This window comes from Mycobacterium sp. NGS16 (assembly GCF_059813225.1).
Genome location: NZ_JCALEE010000004.1, coordinates 29,947 through 44,634, shown reverse-complemented (window position 1 = coordinate 44,634; position 14,688 = coordinate 29,947). Strand labels below are relative to the sequence as shown.

At 67.9% G+C, this 14,688-nt stretch carries 12 protein-coding genes and 1 pseudogene; 7 read left to right on the top strand and 6 right to left on the bottom strand.

Features of this window, described 5'->3' with window-relative positions; translation table 11 throughout:
• Nucleotides 1–4: 4 nt before the first annotated feature.
• From AC5Y4Q_RS11925 to AC5Y4Q_RS11905, 5 genes and pseudogenes are all read right to left on the bottom strand, one after another.
• Nucleotides 5–1,460, bottom strand: a pseudogene (locus AC5Y4Q_RS11925) (FAD-dependent monooxygenase).
• Nucleotides 1,457–3,085 (bottom strand): ABC transporter family substrate-binding protein, encoded by a 1,629-nt coding sequence (locus AC5Y4Q_RS11920; protein ID WP_064920249.1) that lies wholly within the window; start codon nt 3,083–3,085, stop codon nt 1,457–1,459. Before AC5Y4Q_RS11920 ends, AC5Y4Q_RS11925 begins: the two are co-directional and overlap by 4 nt.
• 86 nt (nt 3,086–3,171) lie before the next feature.
• Nucleotides 3,172–5,001: a dipeptide ABC transporter ATP-binding protein gene (locus AC5Y4Q_RS11915; RefSeq protein WP_125225286.1), complete on the bottom strand. Its 1,830-nt coding sequence runs from the start codon at nt 4,999–5,001 to the stop codon at nt 3,172–3,174.
• On the bottom strand, nt 4,998–5,879 hold the full coding sequence (locus tag AC5Y4Q_RS11910) for an ABC transporter permease (protein WP_125225287.1): 882 nt from the start codon (nt 5,877–5,879) through the stop codon (nt 4,998–5,000). The genes AC5Y4Q_RS11915 and AC5Y4Q_RS11910 overlap by 4 nt, the downstream gene beginning before the upstream one ends.
• The gene (locus AC5Y4Q_RS11905; RefSeq protein ID WP_125225288.1) at nt 5,876–6,853 is read right to left on the bottom strand and encodes an ABC transporter permease; all 978 of its coding nucleotides are present in this window, start codon (nt 6,851–6,853) and stop codon (nt 5,876–5,878) included. The genes AC5Y4Q_RS11910 and AC5Y4Q_RS11905 overlap by 4 nt, the downstream gene beginning before the upstream one ends.
• A gap of 199 nt (nt 6,854–7,052) precedes the next feature.
• On the opposite strand from AC5Y4Q_RS11905, the gene AC5Y4Q_RS11900 reads away from it, so the two are divergent.
• From AC5Y4Q_RS11900 to AC5Y4Q_RS11880, 5 genes are all read left to right on the top strand, one after another.
• Nucleotides 7,053–7,544: a beta-class carbonic anhydrase gene (locus AC5Y4Q_RS11900; protein ID WP_125225289.1), complete on the top strand. Its 492-nt coding sequence runs from the start codon at nt 7,053–7,055 to the stop codon at nt 7,542–7,544.
• Between the two features lie 193 nt (nt 7,545–7,737).
• Nucleotides 7,738–8,676 (top strand): sulfate adenylyltransferase subunit CysD, encoded by a 939-nt coding sequence (gene cysD, locus AC5Y4Q_RS11895; RefSeq protein WP_064923111.1) that lies wholly within the window; start codon nt 7,738–7,740, stop codon nt 8,674–8,676.
• Nucleotides 8,676–10,529, top strand: a complete 1,854-nt coding sequence (cysC, locus tag AC5Y4Q_RS11890; RefSeq protein WP_064923109.1) for an adenylyl-sulfate kinase — start codon at nt 8,676–8,678, stop codon at nt 10,527–10,529. Before cysD ends, cysC begins: the two co-directional genes overlap by 1 nt.
• The gene (locus AC5Y4Q_RS11885) at nt 10,526–11,254 is read left to right on the top strand and encodes a 3'(2'),5'-bisphosphate nucleotidase CysQ (protein WP_064923107.1); all 729 of its coding nucleotides are present in this window, start codon (nt 10,526–10,528) and stop codon (nt 11,252–11,254) included. The genes cysC and AC5Y4Q_RS11885 overlap by 4 nt, the downstream gene beginning before the upstream one ends.
• Before the next feature lie 37 nt (nt 11,255–11,291).
• The gene (locus AC5Y4Q_RS11880) at nt 11,292–11,765 is read left to right on the top strand and encodes an Rrf2 family transcriptional regulator (RefSeq protein ID WP_125225290.1); all 474 of its coding nucleotides are present in this window, start codon (nt 11,292–11,294) and stop codon (nt 11,763–11,765) included.
• Between the two features lie 3 nt (nt 11,766–11,768).
• On the opposite strand, the gene AC5Y4Q_RS11875 is transcribed toward AC5Y4Q_RS11880, so the two are convergent.
• On the bottom strand, nt 11,769–12,158 hold the full coding sequence (locus AC5Y4Q_RS11875) for a VOC family protein (protein ID WP_064923103.1): 390 nt from the start codon (nt 12,156–12,158) through the stop codon (nt 11,769–11,771).
• Nucleotides 12,159–12,204: 46 nt separating this feature from the next.
• On the opposite strand from AC5Y4Q_RS11875, the gene AC5Y4Q_RS11870 reads away from it, so the two are divergent.
• Together AC5Y4Q_RS11870 and AC5Y4Q_RS11865 are read left to right on the top strand one after the other, a co-directional pair.
• Complete coding sequence (locus tag AC5Y4Q_RS11870; RefSeq protein ID WP_064923121.1) at nt 12,205–13,101, top strand: LLM class flavin-dependent oxidoreductase; 897 nt, start codon at nt 12,205–12,207, stop codon at nt 13,099–13,101.
• Between the two features lie 141 nt (nt 13,102–13,242).
• Nucleotides 13,243–14,682, top strand: a complete 1,440-nt coding sequence (locus AC5Y4Q_RS11865) for a glycoside hydrolase family 183 protein (protein WP_064923101.1) — start codon at nt 13,243–13,245, stop codon at nt 14,680–14,682.
• Nucleotides 14,683–14,688 lie beyond the last annotated feature (6 nt).

Below are 14,688 nucleotides of genomic sequence, written 5' to 3'. Positions count from 1 at the left end.
GAGGCTATCGGGGCCCGAACCAGGTGGTCAGCGCAGCACGCAAGCCCGTCGCCGTGCCGTCGCCGACCCATCCGACATAGCCGTCCGGCCGGATCAGCACGGCGTCGGGAGCCGCCACCGAGCCCAGCACCGGTAGCTCCCAGGGGCCTTCGTATTCGACGTCGACCGCCGATACGCGGTCGGCCCACGGAGTGACATCGAAAACCCAAGGTGCGTCGAAGTTCAGCAGCACGCCACGGCCCTCCTGCAGTAGGGTGAAGATCCGCACCGTGCCCGCCGGCGTCGTCACATCCAGATCCGGCATCCGGCGTCCCAGCAGTGGGTGGCCGTCCCCGAGGTCGTAATGTATGTCCAGGCCGCACATCATCGCGCCGAATCGCCTCCGCGACTCATCGAGGCTCAGCATCTCGGACACGGTGTCGCGCAAGGCGTCGACGCGCGGACCGGGCTCCAGCAGCGTGCCCTGCGCCATGGCGTTGCGCAGCACTCGGGTGGCGACCGGGTGGCGCTCGGCCTGGTAGGTCTCCAGCAGGCTGTCCGGTGATGTCCCGGTGAGCACCTGGGCCAGTTTCCAGCCGAGGTTCACCGCATCCTGAACACCCGTATTGAGACCCTGCCCGCCTGCCGGGGAATGCACATGGGCGGCATCACCGGCGAGCAGCACCCGCCGGTCCCGATAGCGGTCCGCCTGTCGGGTTACGTCGGTGAAGCGGGAGATCCAGCGGGCATTGTGCAGACCGTAATCGGTACCGCGCCTGGTGATCAATGCGTCGCTGACGTCGCGCAGCGTGGGCTCGTCGGGTCGCCCGACCTCCGGCTCGGTCACCATCACCCGGACCGGCCCGTCGGCTTCGAGGCGGAAGAAGGAGTGAAAACCGACGGCGTCGCGATGCAGACCCCACGGCGGCTCATCGGACACCTCGGCCTCGGTGAGCAGACAACTGGTCGACGCGTCCCAGCCCGGGAAGCCGATCCCGGATACCTTGCGGATCGCGCTGCGCCCGCCGTCGCACCCGACCAGATAGGCGGCGCGCAGCGTCGTGCCGTCGGACAATTCGACGTCGACGCCGGAGTCGTCCTGGGCGAAGGCGATCACCTCACGTCCGCGATGAGTCCGCACACCCAGCTCGTCGACCCAGCCAGCGAGCGTGCGCTCGATGCGGTACTGCGGCAAGCCGAGAGTGTAATTGTGCCGCGTGGGTAAGTCGCTGATGTCCAACATGATCCACGCGAAATGACAGATCTGGCCGATGCGCCCCTGCGCCAGGAACCGGTCGGCAATGCCCCGCTGGTCGAGGATCTCGATGGTGCGCGGGGTGATACCGCCGGCGCGGGAGCCGATCAGGTCACAGGTGGTGCGCCGTTCGACGATCGCGACATCGATCCCCGCCAGCGCCAGCTCGCCCGCCAGCATTAGCCCGGTCGGCCCCTCCGACGATCACCACCTGATGCTGAGTCATTGTTCCTTCATGAACCCGATTGCGGTGTAATCCAGATCCGCCAAACCCGGCGCCCCGAAGTTCGCCAAGGAACTACGCACCGCCACATTGCCGGTGGTCTGGATCAGCGGCAGGCTGAACCCTTCGGCCCACAGCAGCGCGTCGACCTCATTGGCCCGAGCCCGGGCCACCGCCGGGTCCAGCGCCTCCAGCGTCTCCTCGATCTTGGCGTCGATCTGCGGGCTGCCGATCTTGCCGAAGTTGGCCTCCCCGTAGGACGCGGAGATCTGTGTCAGCCCGGCCAGCGGGAATGCGTCACCGACCCAACTGAACTGGGCGATGTCGAAGTCGCCGACGTTGACGTAGTCGGTGAAGAAACCGCCGCCGGCTTTGGCGTCCAACTGCAGCTTCACCCCGATTTCGGCCAGATTGTGTTGGGCCACCTGGGCGAACTGCCGGGTGCTGGACGCGTCGTAGAACAGGTGCCGGATCACCAAAGGCCGGCCGTCCTTCTCCCGGAATTTCCCGTTGAGTTTCCAGCCCAGCGCGTCGAGTTCGCGCTTGGCGCGCTCCGGGTCGTAGGCCACCACCGCGCTGTTGTCCTGGTAGCCCTCTTGGCCCGCGACATAGATGTGGTTGTTCAGCGGCACCGGGTCTGTGGTCAGCCCGCGCTGGGTGACCTTGGCGATTGTGCTCCGGTCGATACCGCGCATGACGGCCAGCCGCAGCGCCTTATCCGACAGGATCGCCCCGGGCGCGCCGTTGAAGGTGAAGTGGTTCCAGGCCGGGGTCGGTGCCCGCCGGATCGCGATGCCCTCGGTGCGCCGCGCGATTGTCAGCTGATCCAGGGTGGCCACCCCGGTGGCGTCGATGGTGTGGTTTTGCAGCGCCGGCATCCGGGCGGACTCGTCAAGCACCAGGTAGGTGATGGTATCCAGCTTCGGTCGCTTGCCCCACCACGCGGGGTTGCGGGTCAAGGTGATTCGCTGGCTGGTGCGGTCCAGCGACGACAACACGAACGGCCCGGCCGACGGTCCCGGTCGCCGCAGTTGCGCCTTGTTGAAGGTCTCCGGGTCGGCGGTCATGGTGCGGGGCAGCAGCATCGAGTTGCCGGCGAACATGCCCCGCCATTCCGCATACGGTTTGGCGAACCGCACCACGGCCTGGCGGTCATCGACGCCGCGGGTCACCGAGGCGACCCGTTCGGCGCCGTTGGTGGTCGCGATCGCAAACTCGCCGTTGGCGCCGCTGGTGGCATGGATCTGGCTGGCGATGTCCTCCCAGGACAGTGGAGTCCCGTCGGACCACTTCGCCTTCGGGTTGATGGTGTAGGTGACGACCTGCGGGTTGGTGCCGGTCAGCTCCACACTGGTGAAGTAGTCGGTGTCCACCGTTGCCGAGCCGTCCGGGCCGATGGTGAACGCCCGTGGCATGGTGGCCTTGAGCATGGCCGCGTTCTCAGCGAGATTGCCGTCGATGTGCAGCGGGTTGAAGTTGGGTGGGAACTGTGTCATCGACAGCCGCAGGTTGCCGCCGTCGCGCAGTCTCGCCGGGTCCTGCGGGTTGATGTCGCTGGCGGTGCCGACCTTCGACGCGCCTTCTGGGGCGGTGATGTCGACCGCCGCGCATCCGCTCAGCGCCAGCATCAGCGTCACGAGCACCGCCACCCCGTTGACTCTGCGCCCAGGGCGTACCCTTCTCGCACAATGTCGCCGTGAGCGCAGAGTCAACGTCATGAGGCCGGCTCCGGGTGCGGCACGGCGGCCAGCAGCCGCCGGGTGTAGTCGTGTTGCGGGTCACCGAAAACCTGATCGGCCTCGCCCTGCTCCACGATCTCCCCGGCGAACATCACCGCCACCTGATGCGCCAGATGCTTGACCACCGACAGATCGTGCGAGACGAACAGATACGACAGCCCGAACTGCTGCTGTAGGTCCAGCAGCAGGTTGATGATGCCGGCCTGGATCGAGACATCGAGTGCGGACACCGGCTCGTCGAGCGCGAGGATCTTGGGCTGTAGCGCCAGTGCGCGGGCGATGCCGATCCGCTGCTTCTGCCCGCCGGAGAATTCCGACGGGTAACGGGCCGCGTCGCTGTGCCGCAGTCCGACCAGCTCCAAAAGCTCGGCCACCCGGGCATGCGTCGATGCCTTGTCGGAGCCGTTGGCGCGCAACGGTTCCGCCAGCACCTCGAAGACCGGCAGGCGTGGATCCAGCGAGGCCACCGGATCCTGGAAGACCACCTGCAGATCCCGCCGCAGCGCACGACGGCCGTCTCGCTTGAGGGTCGCGACGTCGGTGCCGAGCACCTCGATCGAACCCGATTGCGGGGCAGCCAGTTCCAGGATTTGGTGCAAGGTGGTGGATTTACCCGACCCGGATTCGCCGACGATCGCCAGGGTGCGGCCCTGCTGCAACTCGAAGCTCACCCGAGAGACGGCGCGGACCTCACCAACGCTGCGGCGCAGCACGCCCTTGGTCAGCGGATAGGTCTTGACCAGGTCACGCACCCGCACCACGACTGGCGAGTCACCCGGCGTAGGTGCCGGAACCTCGGTGCGCACGCGATAGATGTCGGCGGCGCTGCGCTCGCCCACCTGGTCGGTGTGGATGCAGGCGGCGGACTGTTCCGGGCCGACGACCAACAAGTCGGGCTCGGCGGCACGGCACTCCTCGGTGACCAGCGGGCAGCGCGGGGCGAACGGACACCCCGGCTCGATGCCCGCCAGCGAGGGCGGGGCGCCGGGGATCGGCACCAACCGGGTGCCCTGCGGCGCGTCCAGACGCGGCACCGAACCCAACAGGCCCACCGTGTACGGCATCCGCCGGCCCCGATACAAAACCTCGACCGGGGCGGCTTCCACCACCCGACCGGCGTACATCACCAGTGCCCGGTCGGCGAACTCGGCGACCACCCCCAGGTCGTGGGTGATGATCAGCACCCCGGCGCCGGTCACGTCGCGGGCGGTCTTGAGCACCTCCAGGATCTGCGCCTGCACGGTGACGTCGAGTGCGGTAGTGGGCTCGTCGCAGATCAGCAGATCCGGGTCGCAGGAGATGGCGATTGCGATTACGACGCGCTGGCGTTCCCCGCCCGATAGCTCATGCGGGAAGGCCCGTGCCCTCTCCTGCGGCCGGGAGATCCCGACCAGCTCCAGCAGTTCCACCGCACGCCGCCGGGCCGCGGGCCGCCCGATCTGCGGCTGGTGCACCTCGATGGCCTCGGCGATCTGATCACCGACGGTGTACACCGGAGTCAGCGCCGACATCGGGTCCTGGAACACCATCCCGATCGCGGCGCCGCGGAACTTCGACATCGCCGTGTCACCCAGGCCGATCAGCTCGGTGCCGCTCAAGCGCACCGATCCGGACACCTGCGCGTGCTCGGGCAACAAGCCCATCACCGCCATCGCCGCCGCGGATTTGCCGGAGCCGGACTCACCGACCATCGCGACCACTTCGCCGGGCTGTATCTGATAGCTCACGCCGCGCACCGCACGCACCGCGTCGGCGCCGGCACCGAATGTCACGGCCAGGTCGGTGACTTCCAGCAAGGCGCTCACCGGCGGCCCCGCAGACTCGCGGCGTCGGGATCCAGGGCGTCACGCAGGCCATCGCCGGCGAGGTTGGCGCAGACCAGGATGGTGATCAGCACCCCGGCCGGGAACAGGAAGACCCAGGGGAAGGTGATGGCCGAGGCGGTGCCGTCGGCGATCAACGTGCCCAGCGAGACGTCCGGTGGCTGAATACCGAAACCCAGGTAGCTCAAACCGGTTTCGGCCAGGATCGCCACCGCGACGTTGAGTGCGGTGTCGATGATCAGGATCGACGCCACGTTCGGCACGATGTGGTCGACGATGATGCGCCGGCTGGAGACGCCCATATAGCGTGCGGCCCGGATGAATTCGCGCTCACGCAGGCTCATGGTCAGGCCGCGCACCATCCGGGCGCTGATCATCCAGCTGAAGCCGGCCAGCAGCAGAACCAAAAGCGCGATGTTGCCGCTGTTCTTGGTGCGCGGGGTGATGATCGCGATCAGGATGAACGCCGGAACCACCAGCAGCAGATCGACCAGCCACATCAGCATCCGGTCGCGCCATCCGCCGAAATACCCCGAGATCGCCCCCACCGTCGCGGCGATCACCGTGGAGATCAGCGCCACGCACACCCCGATCAGCATCGATTTCTGCATGCCGCGCAGGATCTGCGCCAACAGGTCCTGGCCCAATGCGTTGGTGCCCAGCCAATGCCGCGGGCCCGGCGGGACCAGCAGCGCGTCGTAGTCCAGGTCGGTGTAGGAGTAGGGCAGCAGGGCGGGCAGGGCGTAGCAGCCGACGAACATCACCGCCAAAAGCGCCAGTGCACCCACTGCGGCGCGGCTGCGCAGGAAGCGGCGCAGCACCAGGGTGCGCCGGGAGGCGAATTCGATCTCGGTGCTCATGACACCCGCACCCGGGGGTCGAGCAGCGCGTAGATGACGTCGGAAAGCAGTCCGGCCAACAGCACCACCGCACCGGAGAACACGGTGATCGCCGCGACGATGTTGGTGTCCTGGGTCGCCACCCCCTGCACCACCCATTCGCCCATACCGTGCCAGCCGAAGATCTTCTCCACGAACACCGCCCCGGTGACCAGCCCGGCCACCCCGTAGGCGAACAGGGTTGCCATCGGGATCAGCGCGGTGCGCAGCCCGTGTTTGAACAACGCACGCCGCCGGGTCAGGCCCTTGGCTCGTGCGGTGCGGATGAAATCCTGGCCGAGCACATCAAGCATCGCGTTGCGCTGATAGCGGCTGAAGCTGGCCGCGGCGCCCAGCGCCAGGGTCAGCGACGGCAACACCAAGTGCTGCAGGCGGTCGGCCAGTCCCGGCCAGAAGCCGGTGACCAACCCGGGGGAGGTCTCCCCGGTGTAGTCGAACAGTTGCGCGCCCAGCGCCCAGTTCACCCGCAGCGCGCTCAGGATCACCAGGTTGGCCAGCACGAACGTGGGCACCGACAGCACCAGCAGCGCGGCCAGGGTGATGACCCGGTCGGAGAGCCGGTATTGGCGCACCGCCCCCCAGGCACCGGCCACCACGCCGATGAGGGTGCCGGCCAGCGAGCCCACCACCAACAGGCGCAGGCTGACCCCGATGCGGCGTCCCAGTTCGCCGGAGACGGGTTGGCCGGTGACGGTGACGCCGAAATCGCCGCGGACGGCGTGCGAGGCCCAGTGCGCGTAGCGCAGCGGAATGGGCTTGTCCAGGCCCAGTTCGGCGGCTTTGGCGTCGATGACGGCTTGCGGGGGACGTGGGTTGCGCTGCATCAGGCTGTCCAGCGGGGCGAACGCCAGCGAGGTCAGGCAGAACGTCAGAAACGAGGCCAGGCCCAGCAGCACCAGGTAGTTCAGCGCCCGGCCGGCCAGGAACCGCATCACGGCGCGGCCTCGCAGACGTGCGGCATCAGCACAGGGTAAAGGCCTGCCGGCTGAGAGTGCGCGTCCCCGGTCGACACGCCGAGGAAATCTCCGGATTCAGGCACCGCCGCAGCTCTTTGATCCGAATGATTTTTAACCGTGGATTCCGGTTGCTTCTTCACTAGGATCTGCCTGCGCACTGCGACAGATGGAGACGCCTGTGACCGTTACCGACGATTACCTGGCCAACAACGCCGAGTATGCGAAGACCTTCAAGGGCCCACTGCCGATGCCACCGAGCAAGCACGTCGCAATCGTCGCCTGTATGGACGCCCGGCTCGACGTCCATCGCGCGTTGGGCATCCACGAGGGCGAAGCGCACTGCATCCGCAACGCCGGCGGGGTGATCACCGACGACGCGATCCGTTCCTTGGCGATCAGCCAACGGCTGCTGGGAACCCGGGAGATCATCCTGATCCACCACAGTGACTGCGGGATGCTCACCTTCACCGACGACGAGTTCAAGCGCGCCGTCCTGGAGGAGACCGGGCTGCGGCCGCCGTGGGCCGCCGAGGCCTTCCCCGACGCCGAGGAAGACGTCCGCCACTCCTTGCGGAGGATCCAAGCCAGCCCGTTCATCACCCAGACCACCTCACTGCGCGGGTTCGTCTTCGACGTCGCCACCGGCAAGCTCGGCGAAGTCACCCTGTAGCTCCTCCCGCCCTCCTTGCGGCGAGGGCGCGGGTTTGCACGGCGACACGCCGAAAATCACGTACAACTGCGCGCCCTGGGGCGAGCGCGGGATCACGTTGACAGCCGCCCGGTCCGCCTGGTTACATAACCGCTTATAACCAATAAATCTGGTAAATCTCACCAAGATTATCGGGAAACTGTCCGAGGAAGTTATGACCAGCAACATCACCGCGCCCACGGCGCCGACCACGGCCGGGCACTATCAACTGACGCATCTGCGCACCCTGGAAGCCGAGGCCATCCACATCATCCGAGAGGTGGCCGCGGAGTTCGAGCGGCCGGTGCTGCTGTTCTCCGGCGGCAAGGACTCCATCGTCATGCTGCACCTGGCGGTCAAGGCGTTCGCGCCGGGCCGGCTGCCGTTCCCGGTGATGCATGTCGACACCGGCCACAACTTCGAAGAGGTCATCGCCGCACGTGACGAACTGGTCGAGAAGACCGGGGTGCGGCTGGTGGTGGCCAGTGTGCAAGACGACATTGACGCCGGTCGGGTGATCGACGACGGGCCGTCGCGCAACCCGCTGCAGACCGTCACCTTGCTGCGGGCGATCGCCGAGAACAAGTTCGACGCGGCGTTCGGCGGCGCCCGGCGCGACGAGGAGAAGGCGCGCGCCAAGGAGCGGGTGTTCAGCTTCCGCGACGAGTTCGGCCAGTGGGACCCCAAGGCCCAGCGCCCCGAGCTGTGGAACCTCTACAACGGCCGGCACCGCGCCGGTGAGCACATCCGGGTCTTCCCGCTGTCGAACTGGACCGAATTCGACATCTGGTCCTACATCGGTGCCGAGGAAATCACCTTGCCCTCAATCTATTTCGCGCACCAGCGCAAAGTCTTCCGGCGCGACGGCATGCTGCTGGCCGACCACGAATTCCTGCGGCCCGGCGACGGCGAGGAGGTGTTCGAGACCTCGGTGCGCTTCCGCACCGTCGGCGACGTCACCTGCACCGGTTGTGTGGAGTCGACGGCGGCGTCCGTCGACGAGGTGATCGCTGAGACCGCGGTGTCGCGGCTGACCGAGCGCGGCGCGACCCGCGCTGATGACCGGATCTCCGAAGCAGGCATGGAAGACCGCAAGAGGCAGGGGTATTTCTGATGAGTGCGGCAACCACGCTGCTTCGTATCGCCACGGCCGGTTCGGTCGACGACGGCAAATCGACGCTGATCGGGCGGCTGCTGTTCGACTCCAAGGCCGTCATGGAGGACCAGCTGGCCTCGGTGGAGCGGACCTCGCGGGAGCGCGGTCATGACTACACCGACCTGGCGCTGGTCACCGACGGGCTGCGCGCCGAGCGTGAGCAGGGCATCACCATCGATGTCGCCTACCGCTACTTCGCCACGCCCAAGCGGAAATTCATCATCGCCGACACGCCCGGGCACATCCAGTACACCCGCAACATGGTGACCGGCGCTTCGACCGCCCAGCTGGCGATCGTGCTGGTCGATGCGCGGCACGGCCTGCAGGAGCAGTCCCGCCGGCACACCTTCCTGGCGTCGCTGCTGGGCATCCGCCACATTGTGCTCGCGGTCAACAAGATGGACCTGATCGACTGGGACGCCGAGCAATTCGAGGCGATCCGCGACGACTTCCACTCGTTCGCCACCCGCCTGGACGTGCACGACGTGACGACCATCCCGATCTCGGCGCTGCTCGGCGACAATGTAGTGACCAAGTCCGACAAAACCCCCTACTACGACGGCCCGGCGCTGCTGTCGCACCTGGAAGACGTCTACATCGCCGGTGACCGCAACCTGGTGGACGTGCGTTTCCCGGTGCAGTACGTGATCCGTCCCCAGACCCACGAACACGCCGACCACCGCAGCTACGCCGGCACGGTGGCCAGCGGGGTGCTGCGTCCCGGAGACGACGTGGTGGTGCTGCCGTCAGGCAAGCCGACCCGGATCGCGGCGATCGAAGGCCCCAATGGCGCCGTGGACGAAGCGTTCCCGCCGATGGCGGTGTCGGTCAGTCTCGATGACGACATCGACATCTCCCGCGGCGACATGATCGCCCGCACCAACAACCAGCCCCGCATCGCCCAGGACTTCGACGCCACGGTGTGCTGGATGGCAGACGGGGCGACGCTGCGGCCGGGCAACGACTACATCATCAAACACACCACCCGCACCACCCGGGTGAAGGTGATGGCGCTGGACTACCGCCTCGACGTCAACACCTTGCACCGGGACAAGGAAGCGAATTCGTTGCAGCTCAACGAGCTCGGCCGGGTGTCGCTGCGCGCTCAGGTGCCGCTGATGCTGGACGAATTCACCCGCAACGATGCGACCGGATCGTTCATCCTCATCGACCAGGCCACCAACGGCACGGTCGCGGCCGGCATGGTGCTGCGCGATGTGTCGGGCCGCGCCGCCAGCCCGAACACGGTGCGCCACGAGTCGCTGGTCACCGCCACCGACCGGTTGTCGAAGGGCCGCACGGTGTGGTTGACCGGACTGTCCGGCGCCGGTAAGTCGTCGGTGGCGATGCGGGTCGAGCAGCTGCTGCTCGAAAGAGGTACGCCGGCTTACGTTCTCGATGGCGACAACCTGCGGCACGGCCTCAACGCCGACCTCGGGTTCTCGATGGCCGACCGCGCCGAGAACCTGCGCCGGCTGGCGCACGTGGCGACCCTGCTGGCCGATTCCGGCCAGATCGTGCTGGTACCGGCGATCAGCCCGCTGATCGAACATCGCCAGCTGGCCCGCCAGGTGCACACCGACGCCGGGTTCGATTTCGTGGAGGTGTTCTGCGACACCCCGCTGGAGGAATGCGAGCAGCGAGACCCCAAGGGACTGTACGCAAAAGCCCGCGCCGGGCTGATCACGCACTTCACCGGTATCGACAGCCCGTACCAGCGGCCGCGCAACCCGGACGTGCGGCTGAGCCCGCAGGACAGCGTCGATGCGCAGGCCCGCCAGGTGATCGCCGCGATCGACGCCCGGAAATGAACGACCACCAGCTGGCCGCCCAGCTCGCCGCCGACGCGGGCCGGTTGCTGCTGAGCGTCCGCGAGGAACTGGCCGACGCGCCACAGGCCGAGCGGAAAGCCGCCGGCGACAAGCGCTCTCACGACTACCTGATGACGGCGCTGGCCACCGAGCGCCCGGACGACGCGGTGCTGTCCGAGGAGGGCGCCGACAACCCGGTCCGGCTGCACGCCGAGCGGGTGTGGATCGTCGACCCGCTGGACGGCACCCGGGAATTCTCCGAGCCGGAGCGCGACGACTGGGCCGTGCACGTTGCGCTGTGGCACGCCGGAGAACTGGTCGCTGGCGCCATCGCCTTGCCGGCACGCGGCATCACCTTGGCCACGCCGACCGTGGCCGCCCCGCCCGCACATCCCGGCCCGCCCCGCATCGCGGTGTCCCGCAGCCGCCCGCCGGCGGTCGCCGAAACCGTGCGAGAGCGCCTCGACGGGGTGCTGGTGCCGATGGGCTCGGCCGGGGTCAAGGTCGCCGCCGTCGTGCAGGGCACGGCTGATGTCTACGTGCACGCCGGTGGGCAGTACGAGTGGGACTCGGCCGCGCCGGTGGCCGTGGCCCGGGCCGCCGGCCTGCACACGTCGCGCATCGACGGCTCGCCGCTGGCCTACAACCGGCCGGACCCTTTGCTTCCTGACCTGGTGGTCTGTCGCCCGGAATATGCCCAAGCGGTGCTCGCCGCAATCGGGTGATGTCGCCGCAGATCGGTGAGATGGCAGAATCCCCAGGGTGCGGATGTCGGCCAAAGCGGAGTATGCGGTGCGGGCGATGGTCCAGCTCGCCACCGCCGAAGCCGGCACCCTGGTCAAGACCGACGAGATAGCCGCAGCTCAGGGCATCCCGGCGCAGTTTCTGGTCGACATCCTGTCGGATCTGCGCACCGACCGGCTGGTGCGCAGTCAGCGCGGCCGTGACGGCGGCTACGAGCTGGCCCGCGCGGCCACCGAGATCAGCGTCGCCGACGTGCTGCGCTGCATCGACGGGCCGCTGGCCAGCGTCCGCGACATCGGCATGGGCGATCTGCCCTATGCGGGACCGACCGCCGCACTGACCGACGTGTGGCGGGCGCTGCGGGCCAGCATGCGGTCGGTGCTCGAGCAGACCAGCCTGGCCGATGTGGCCTCAGGTGAGCTGCCCGCGCACGTCGCCGAGTTCGCCGCCGCCTACCGCACCCAGGAACGCCAGCGCGGCCACGGCAGCTGAGCGCTACGCACCTGACCCATAGGGTCGGGTGAGGATCTCCATCGCATGACCGCTGGGGTCGCGGAAATATACGCCGCGGCCGCCGTCGCGGTGATTGATCTCGCCGGGGCGTTCGGCGCGCGGGTCGGCCCAATGGTCGATGCCGCGGGCGGAGATCTTGGCATAGATGGCGTCGAAGTCGTCGTCGGACACCAGGAATGCGTAGTGCTGCGGCGGGATCTCCTCGGTAGCCGGCACGTCGGCGTAATCGAGACTGGCGTCGTGGTCGAGCCCGACGACCATGAAGTGACCGAACGGCTGCGGTTCGGGTAGGCCGAACAGCTCCGCCAGAAACGCCGCGGAGGCCCGCTTGTCGTGGGCGGCGACGATGGTGTGATTGAAGGAAATACTCATTCCCCCAGTGTCAGTCGTGCCCGGCGCCCGTGCCACAATCGCGGGCATGCAGGTCGGAATGACCATGCCGGTGATGGAGCCGGATCTGGACGCAACGCTGCTGCGGGACTGGGCACGCGCGATAGACGAGGGACCGTTCTCGTCGCTGAGCTGGGGCGAGCGGATCGCCTTCACCAACCCCGACAGCCTGACGCTGCTGGGCGCGCTGTCGGCCTGGACCGAGCGGGTGCGGCTGGTGACCACCGTCATCGTTCCCCAACTGCATGATCCGGTGATGCTGGCCAAGGCGCTGGCCACCGCGGATCTGCTCAGTGGCGGGCGGCTCACCGTCGGTATCGGCGTGGGTGGCCGCCATGAGGACTACCGCGCCGTGGGCGCTGACCCGGCGTCGCAGACCATGCGGGAGATGGCCGAGCGGGTCGCGCTGATGAAGCGCGTCTGGGCGGGGGAGAAGCTCACCGAGTCGGTGCTGCCGGTCGGGCCGGCGCCGACGCAACCCGGCGGGCCGCCGCTGGTGGTCGGCTCCATCGGCCCGAAAACCGTGCGCAGCGCGGCGACCTGGGCCGAAGGTCTGGCCGGCATCACGATGGACCTCGACGTGGCCAAGCAGAATGAGCTGTTCGACGTCGCCCGCGACGCCTGGCAGCAAGCCGGGCGCGGCAAGCCGTATCTGGCGACATCGTTCTGGTTCGCGCTGGGTGAGCGCGACGCCGCACGCAACCAGGTGCGCGAACATCTGCTGCGCTACATGAACTGGATTCCCGCCGAGTACGTCGAGGCGATCGCCCCGACTACCGGCTGGGCGGGCAACGAGGACGAGCTCCTCGAGGTGCTACGCAGCTTCCAAGCGGTGGGCGCCGACGAGATCCACCTGATCCCAACCAGTTCCGATCGCGACCAGCTGCGGCGCGCCGCCGAGGTGGTCGCCGAGTTTCGCCGCTGAGGCCGATTAGCTGCCCGTCGTAGCCGTTGCGACACGGTCACGGAAGCGTTGCTATCAATCATGCGATAGTCACAATCGCCTCAACCGCCACTATCGTCACATCAGGCGAGGGGCCCGCAGGGGTCCTGAGAAAGGTGTGACATGTCGGCGACGCGTCGAATCGTCTCGGCGGCGATGGTGCCGGCGGTCGTGCTCGGGATGGTTCTGGCCACCGAGTTCGCCTCGCCGGCGATGGCAGCGACCTGCAATGCACCCGAGGCCAATATCGACCCACCGCCCGGTTCTCCGAGCACGCCGGCGGGCCAGCTGCCGACCGGGCGCCGTCCCCGCGGCACCAACGATCAAGCGCCGCTGCCCAAGCTGGGCCCGCTGATCGCCGCGCTGATCAACCCGAACGGCACGGTCAAGCAGCAGGCGGCGGTGGTGCCACCGGTGCCCAACCCGGCCGGTCAGGCCGTGCCGAATGCGGCCCAACCGGTGCAGCCCGTTCCGAACGCCGGCGCAGATCCGGGGCTGTCGACCGCCGACGCCGCCGGGGCGATCGCCGGATCGCAGACCTCGCTGGTGGAGTGGGTGACCGGGCCCAACAGCCCCAACCAAACCCTGCAGCGATTCGGCATCTCCGGCACCGACCTCGGAATCCCCTGGGACAACGGCGATCCCGCCAACCGTCAGGTGCTCTACGCATTCGGCGACACCTTCGGCTACTGCCGGATGCAGGGCCACCAGTGGCGGCACAATGTGCTGTTCCGCAGCGCCGACAACAACCTGGCCGACGGAATCACGGTGGGCCCAGGAGGAATCGGCAACAAATACTCGGGTTCTCCGCTGCGCCAAGCGAACTTCTCCAAGCAGATCCTTCCCGCCGTCCAACTGGCCCCGCACCAGGAGAGCATGATTCCCACCGCCGGCATCGGAATCGGCGGGAATCAGTACCTGAACTTCATGTCGGTCAAGCAGTGGGGCCGTGACGGTGAATGGTCCACCAACTACTCGGCGATCGCGGTGTCCAGCGACAACGGCGAGACCTGGGGGGTCTATCCCGGGACGGTGCGCTCGTCGGCGCCGGAGAACGTGCCCCGGGCACGCTATGTGCCCGGCAACGAGAACTTCCAGCAGGGCGCGTTCTTGCGCGGCGGTGACGGCTACCTGTACTCCTACGGAACCCCGGCCGCTCGCGGCGGCTCAGCGTACCTGTCGCGAGTGCCCGAGCGCGCCATCCCCGACGTCACCAAGTACCAGTACTGGAACGGCGAGAGCGGCTCCTGGGTGCCGAACAACCCGGCCGCGGCCACCCCGGTGATCCCCGGACCGGTGGGCGAGATGTCGGTGCAGTACAACACCTACCTGCGGCAGTATCTGGCGCTGTACGGCAACGGCGGCAACGACGTGGTGGCCCGATTCGCCCCCACGCCGCAGGGCCCGTGGAGCGCCGAGCAGACGCTGATCCCCACCGGCCAGATTCCCGGCGGCATCTACGCGCCCTACATGCACCCGTGGTCGACGGGCAAGGAGGTGTACTTCACGTTGTCGCTGTGGAACGCCTACGACGTGATGCTGATGCGCACGGTGCTGGGATGACGTTTG

What these genes read in the sequence shown, in the direction of transcription:
- AC5Y4Q_RS11910 (WP_125225287.1), bottom strand. Translation starts at nt 5,879, where the DNA reads ATGAGCACCGAGATCGAATTCGCCTCCCGGCGCACCCTGGTGCTGCGC.
- AC5Y4Q_RS11865 (WP_064923101.1), top strand. Translation starts at nt 13,243, where the DNA reads ATGTCGGCGACGCGTCGAATCGTCTCGGCGGCGATGGTGCCGGCGGTC.
- AC5Y4Q_RS11920 (WP_064920249.1), bottom strand. Translation starts at nt 3,085, where the DNA reads ATGCTGGCGCTGAGCGGATGCGCGGCGGTCGACATCACCGCCCCAGAA.
- cysD (WP_064923111.1), top strand. Translation starts at nt 7,738, where the DNA reads ATGACCAGCAACATCACCGCGCCCACGGCGCCGACCACGGCCGGGCAC.
- cysC (WP_064923109.1), top strand. Translation starts at nt 8,676, where the DNA reads ATGAGTGCGGCAACCACGCTGCTTCGTATCGCCACGGCCGGTTCGGTC.
- AC5Y4Q_RS11870 (WP_064923121.1), top strand. Translation starts at nt 12,205, where the DNA reads ATGCAGGTCGGAATGACCATGCCGGTGATGGAGCCGGATCTGGACGCA.
- AC5Y4Q_RS11875 (WP_064923103.1), bottom strand. Translation starts at nt 12,158, where the DNA reads ATGAGTATTTCCTTCAATCACACCATCGTCGCCGCCCACGACAAGCGG.
- AC5Y4Q_RS11885 (WP_064923107.1), top strand. Translation starts at nt 10,526, where the DNA reads ATGAACGACCACCAGCTGGCCGCCCAGCTCGCCGCCGACGCGGGCCGG.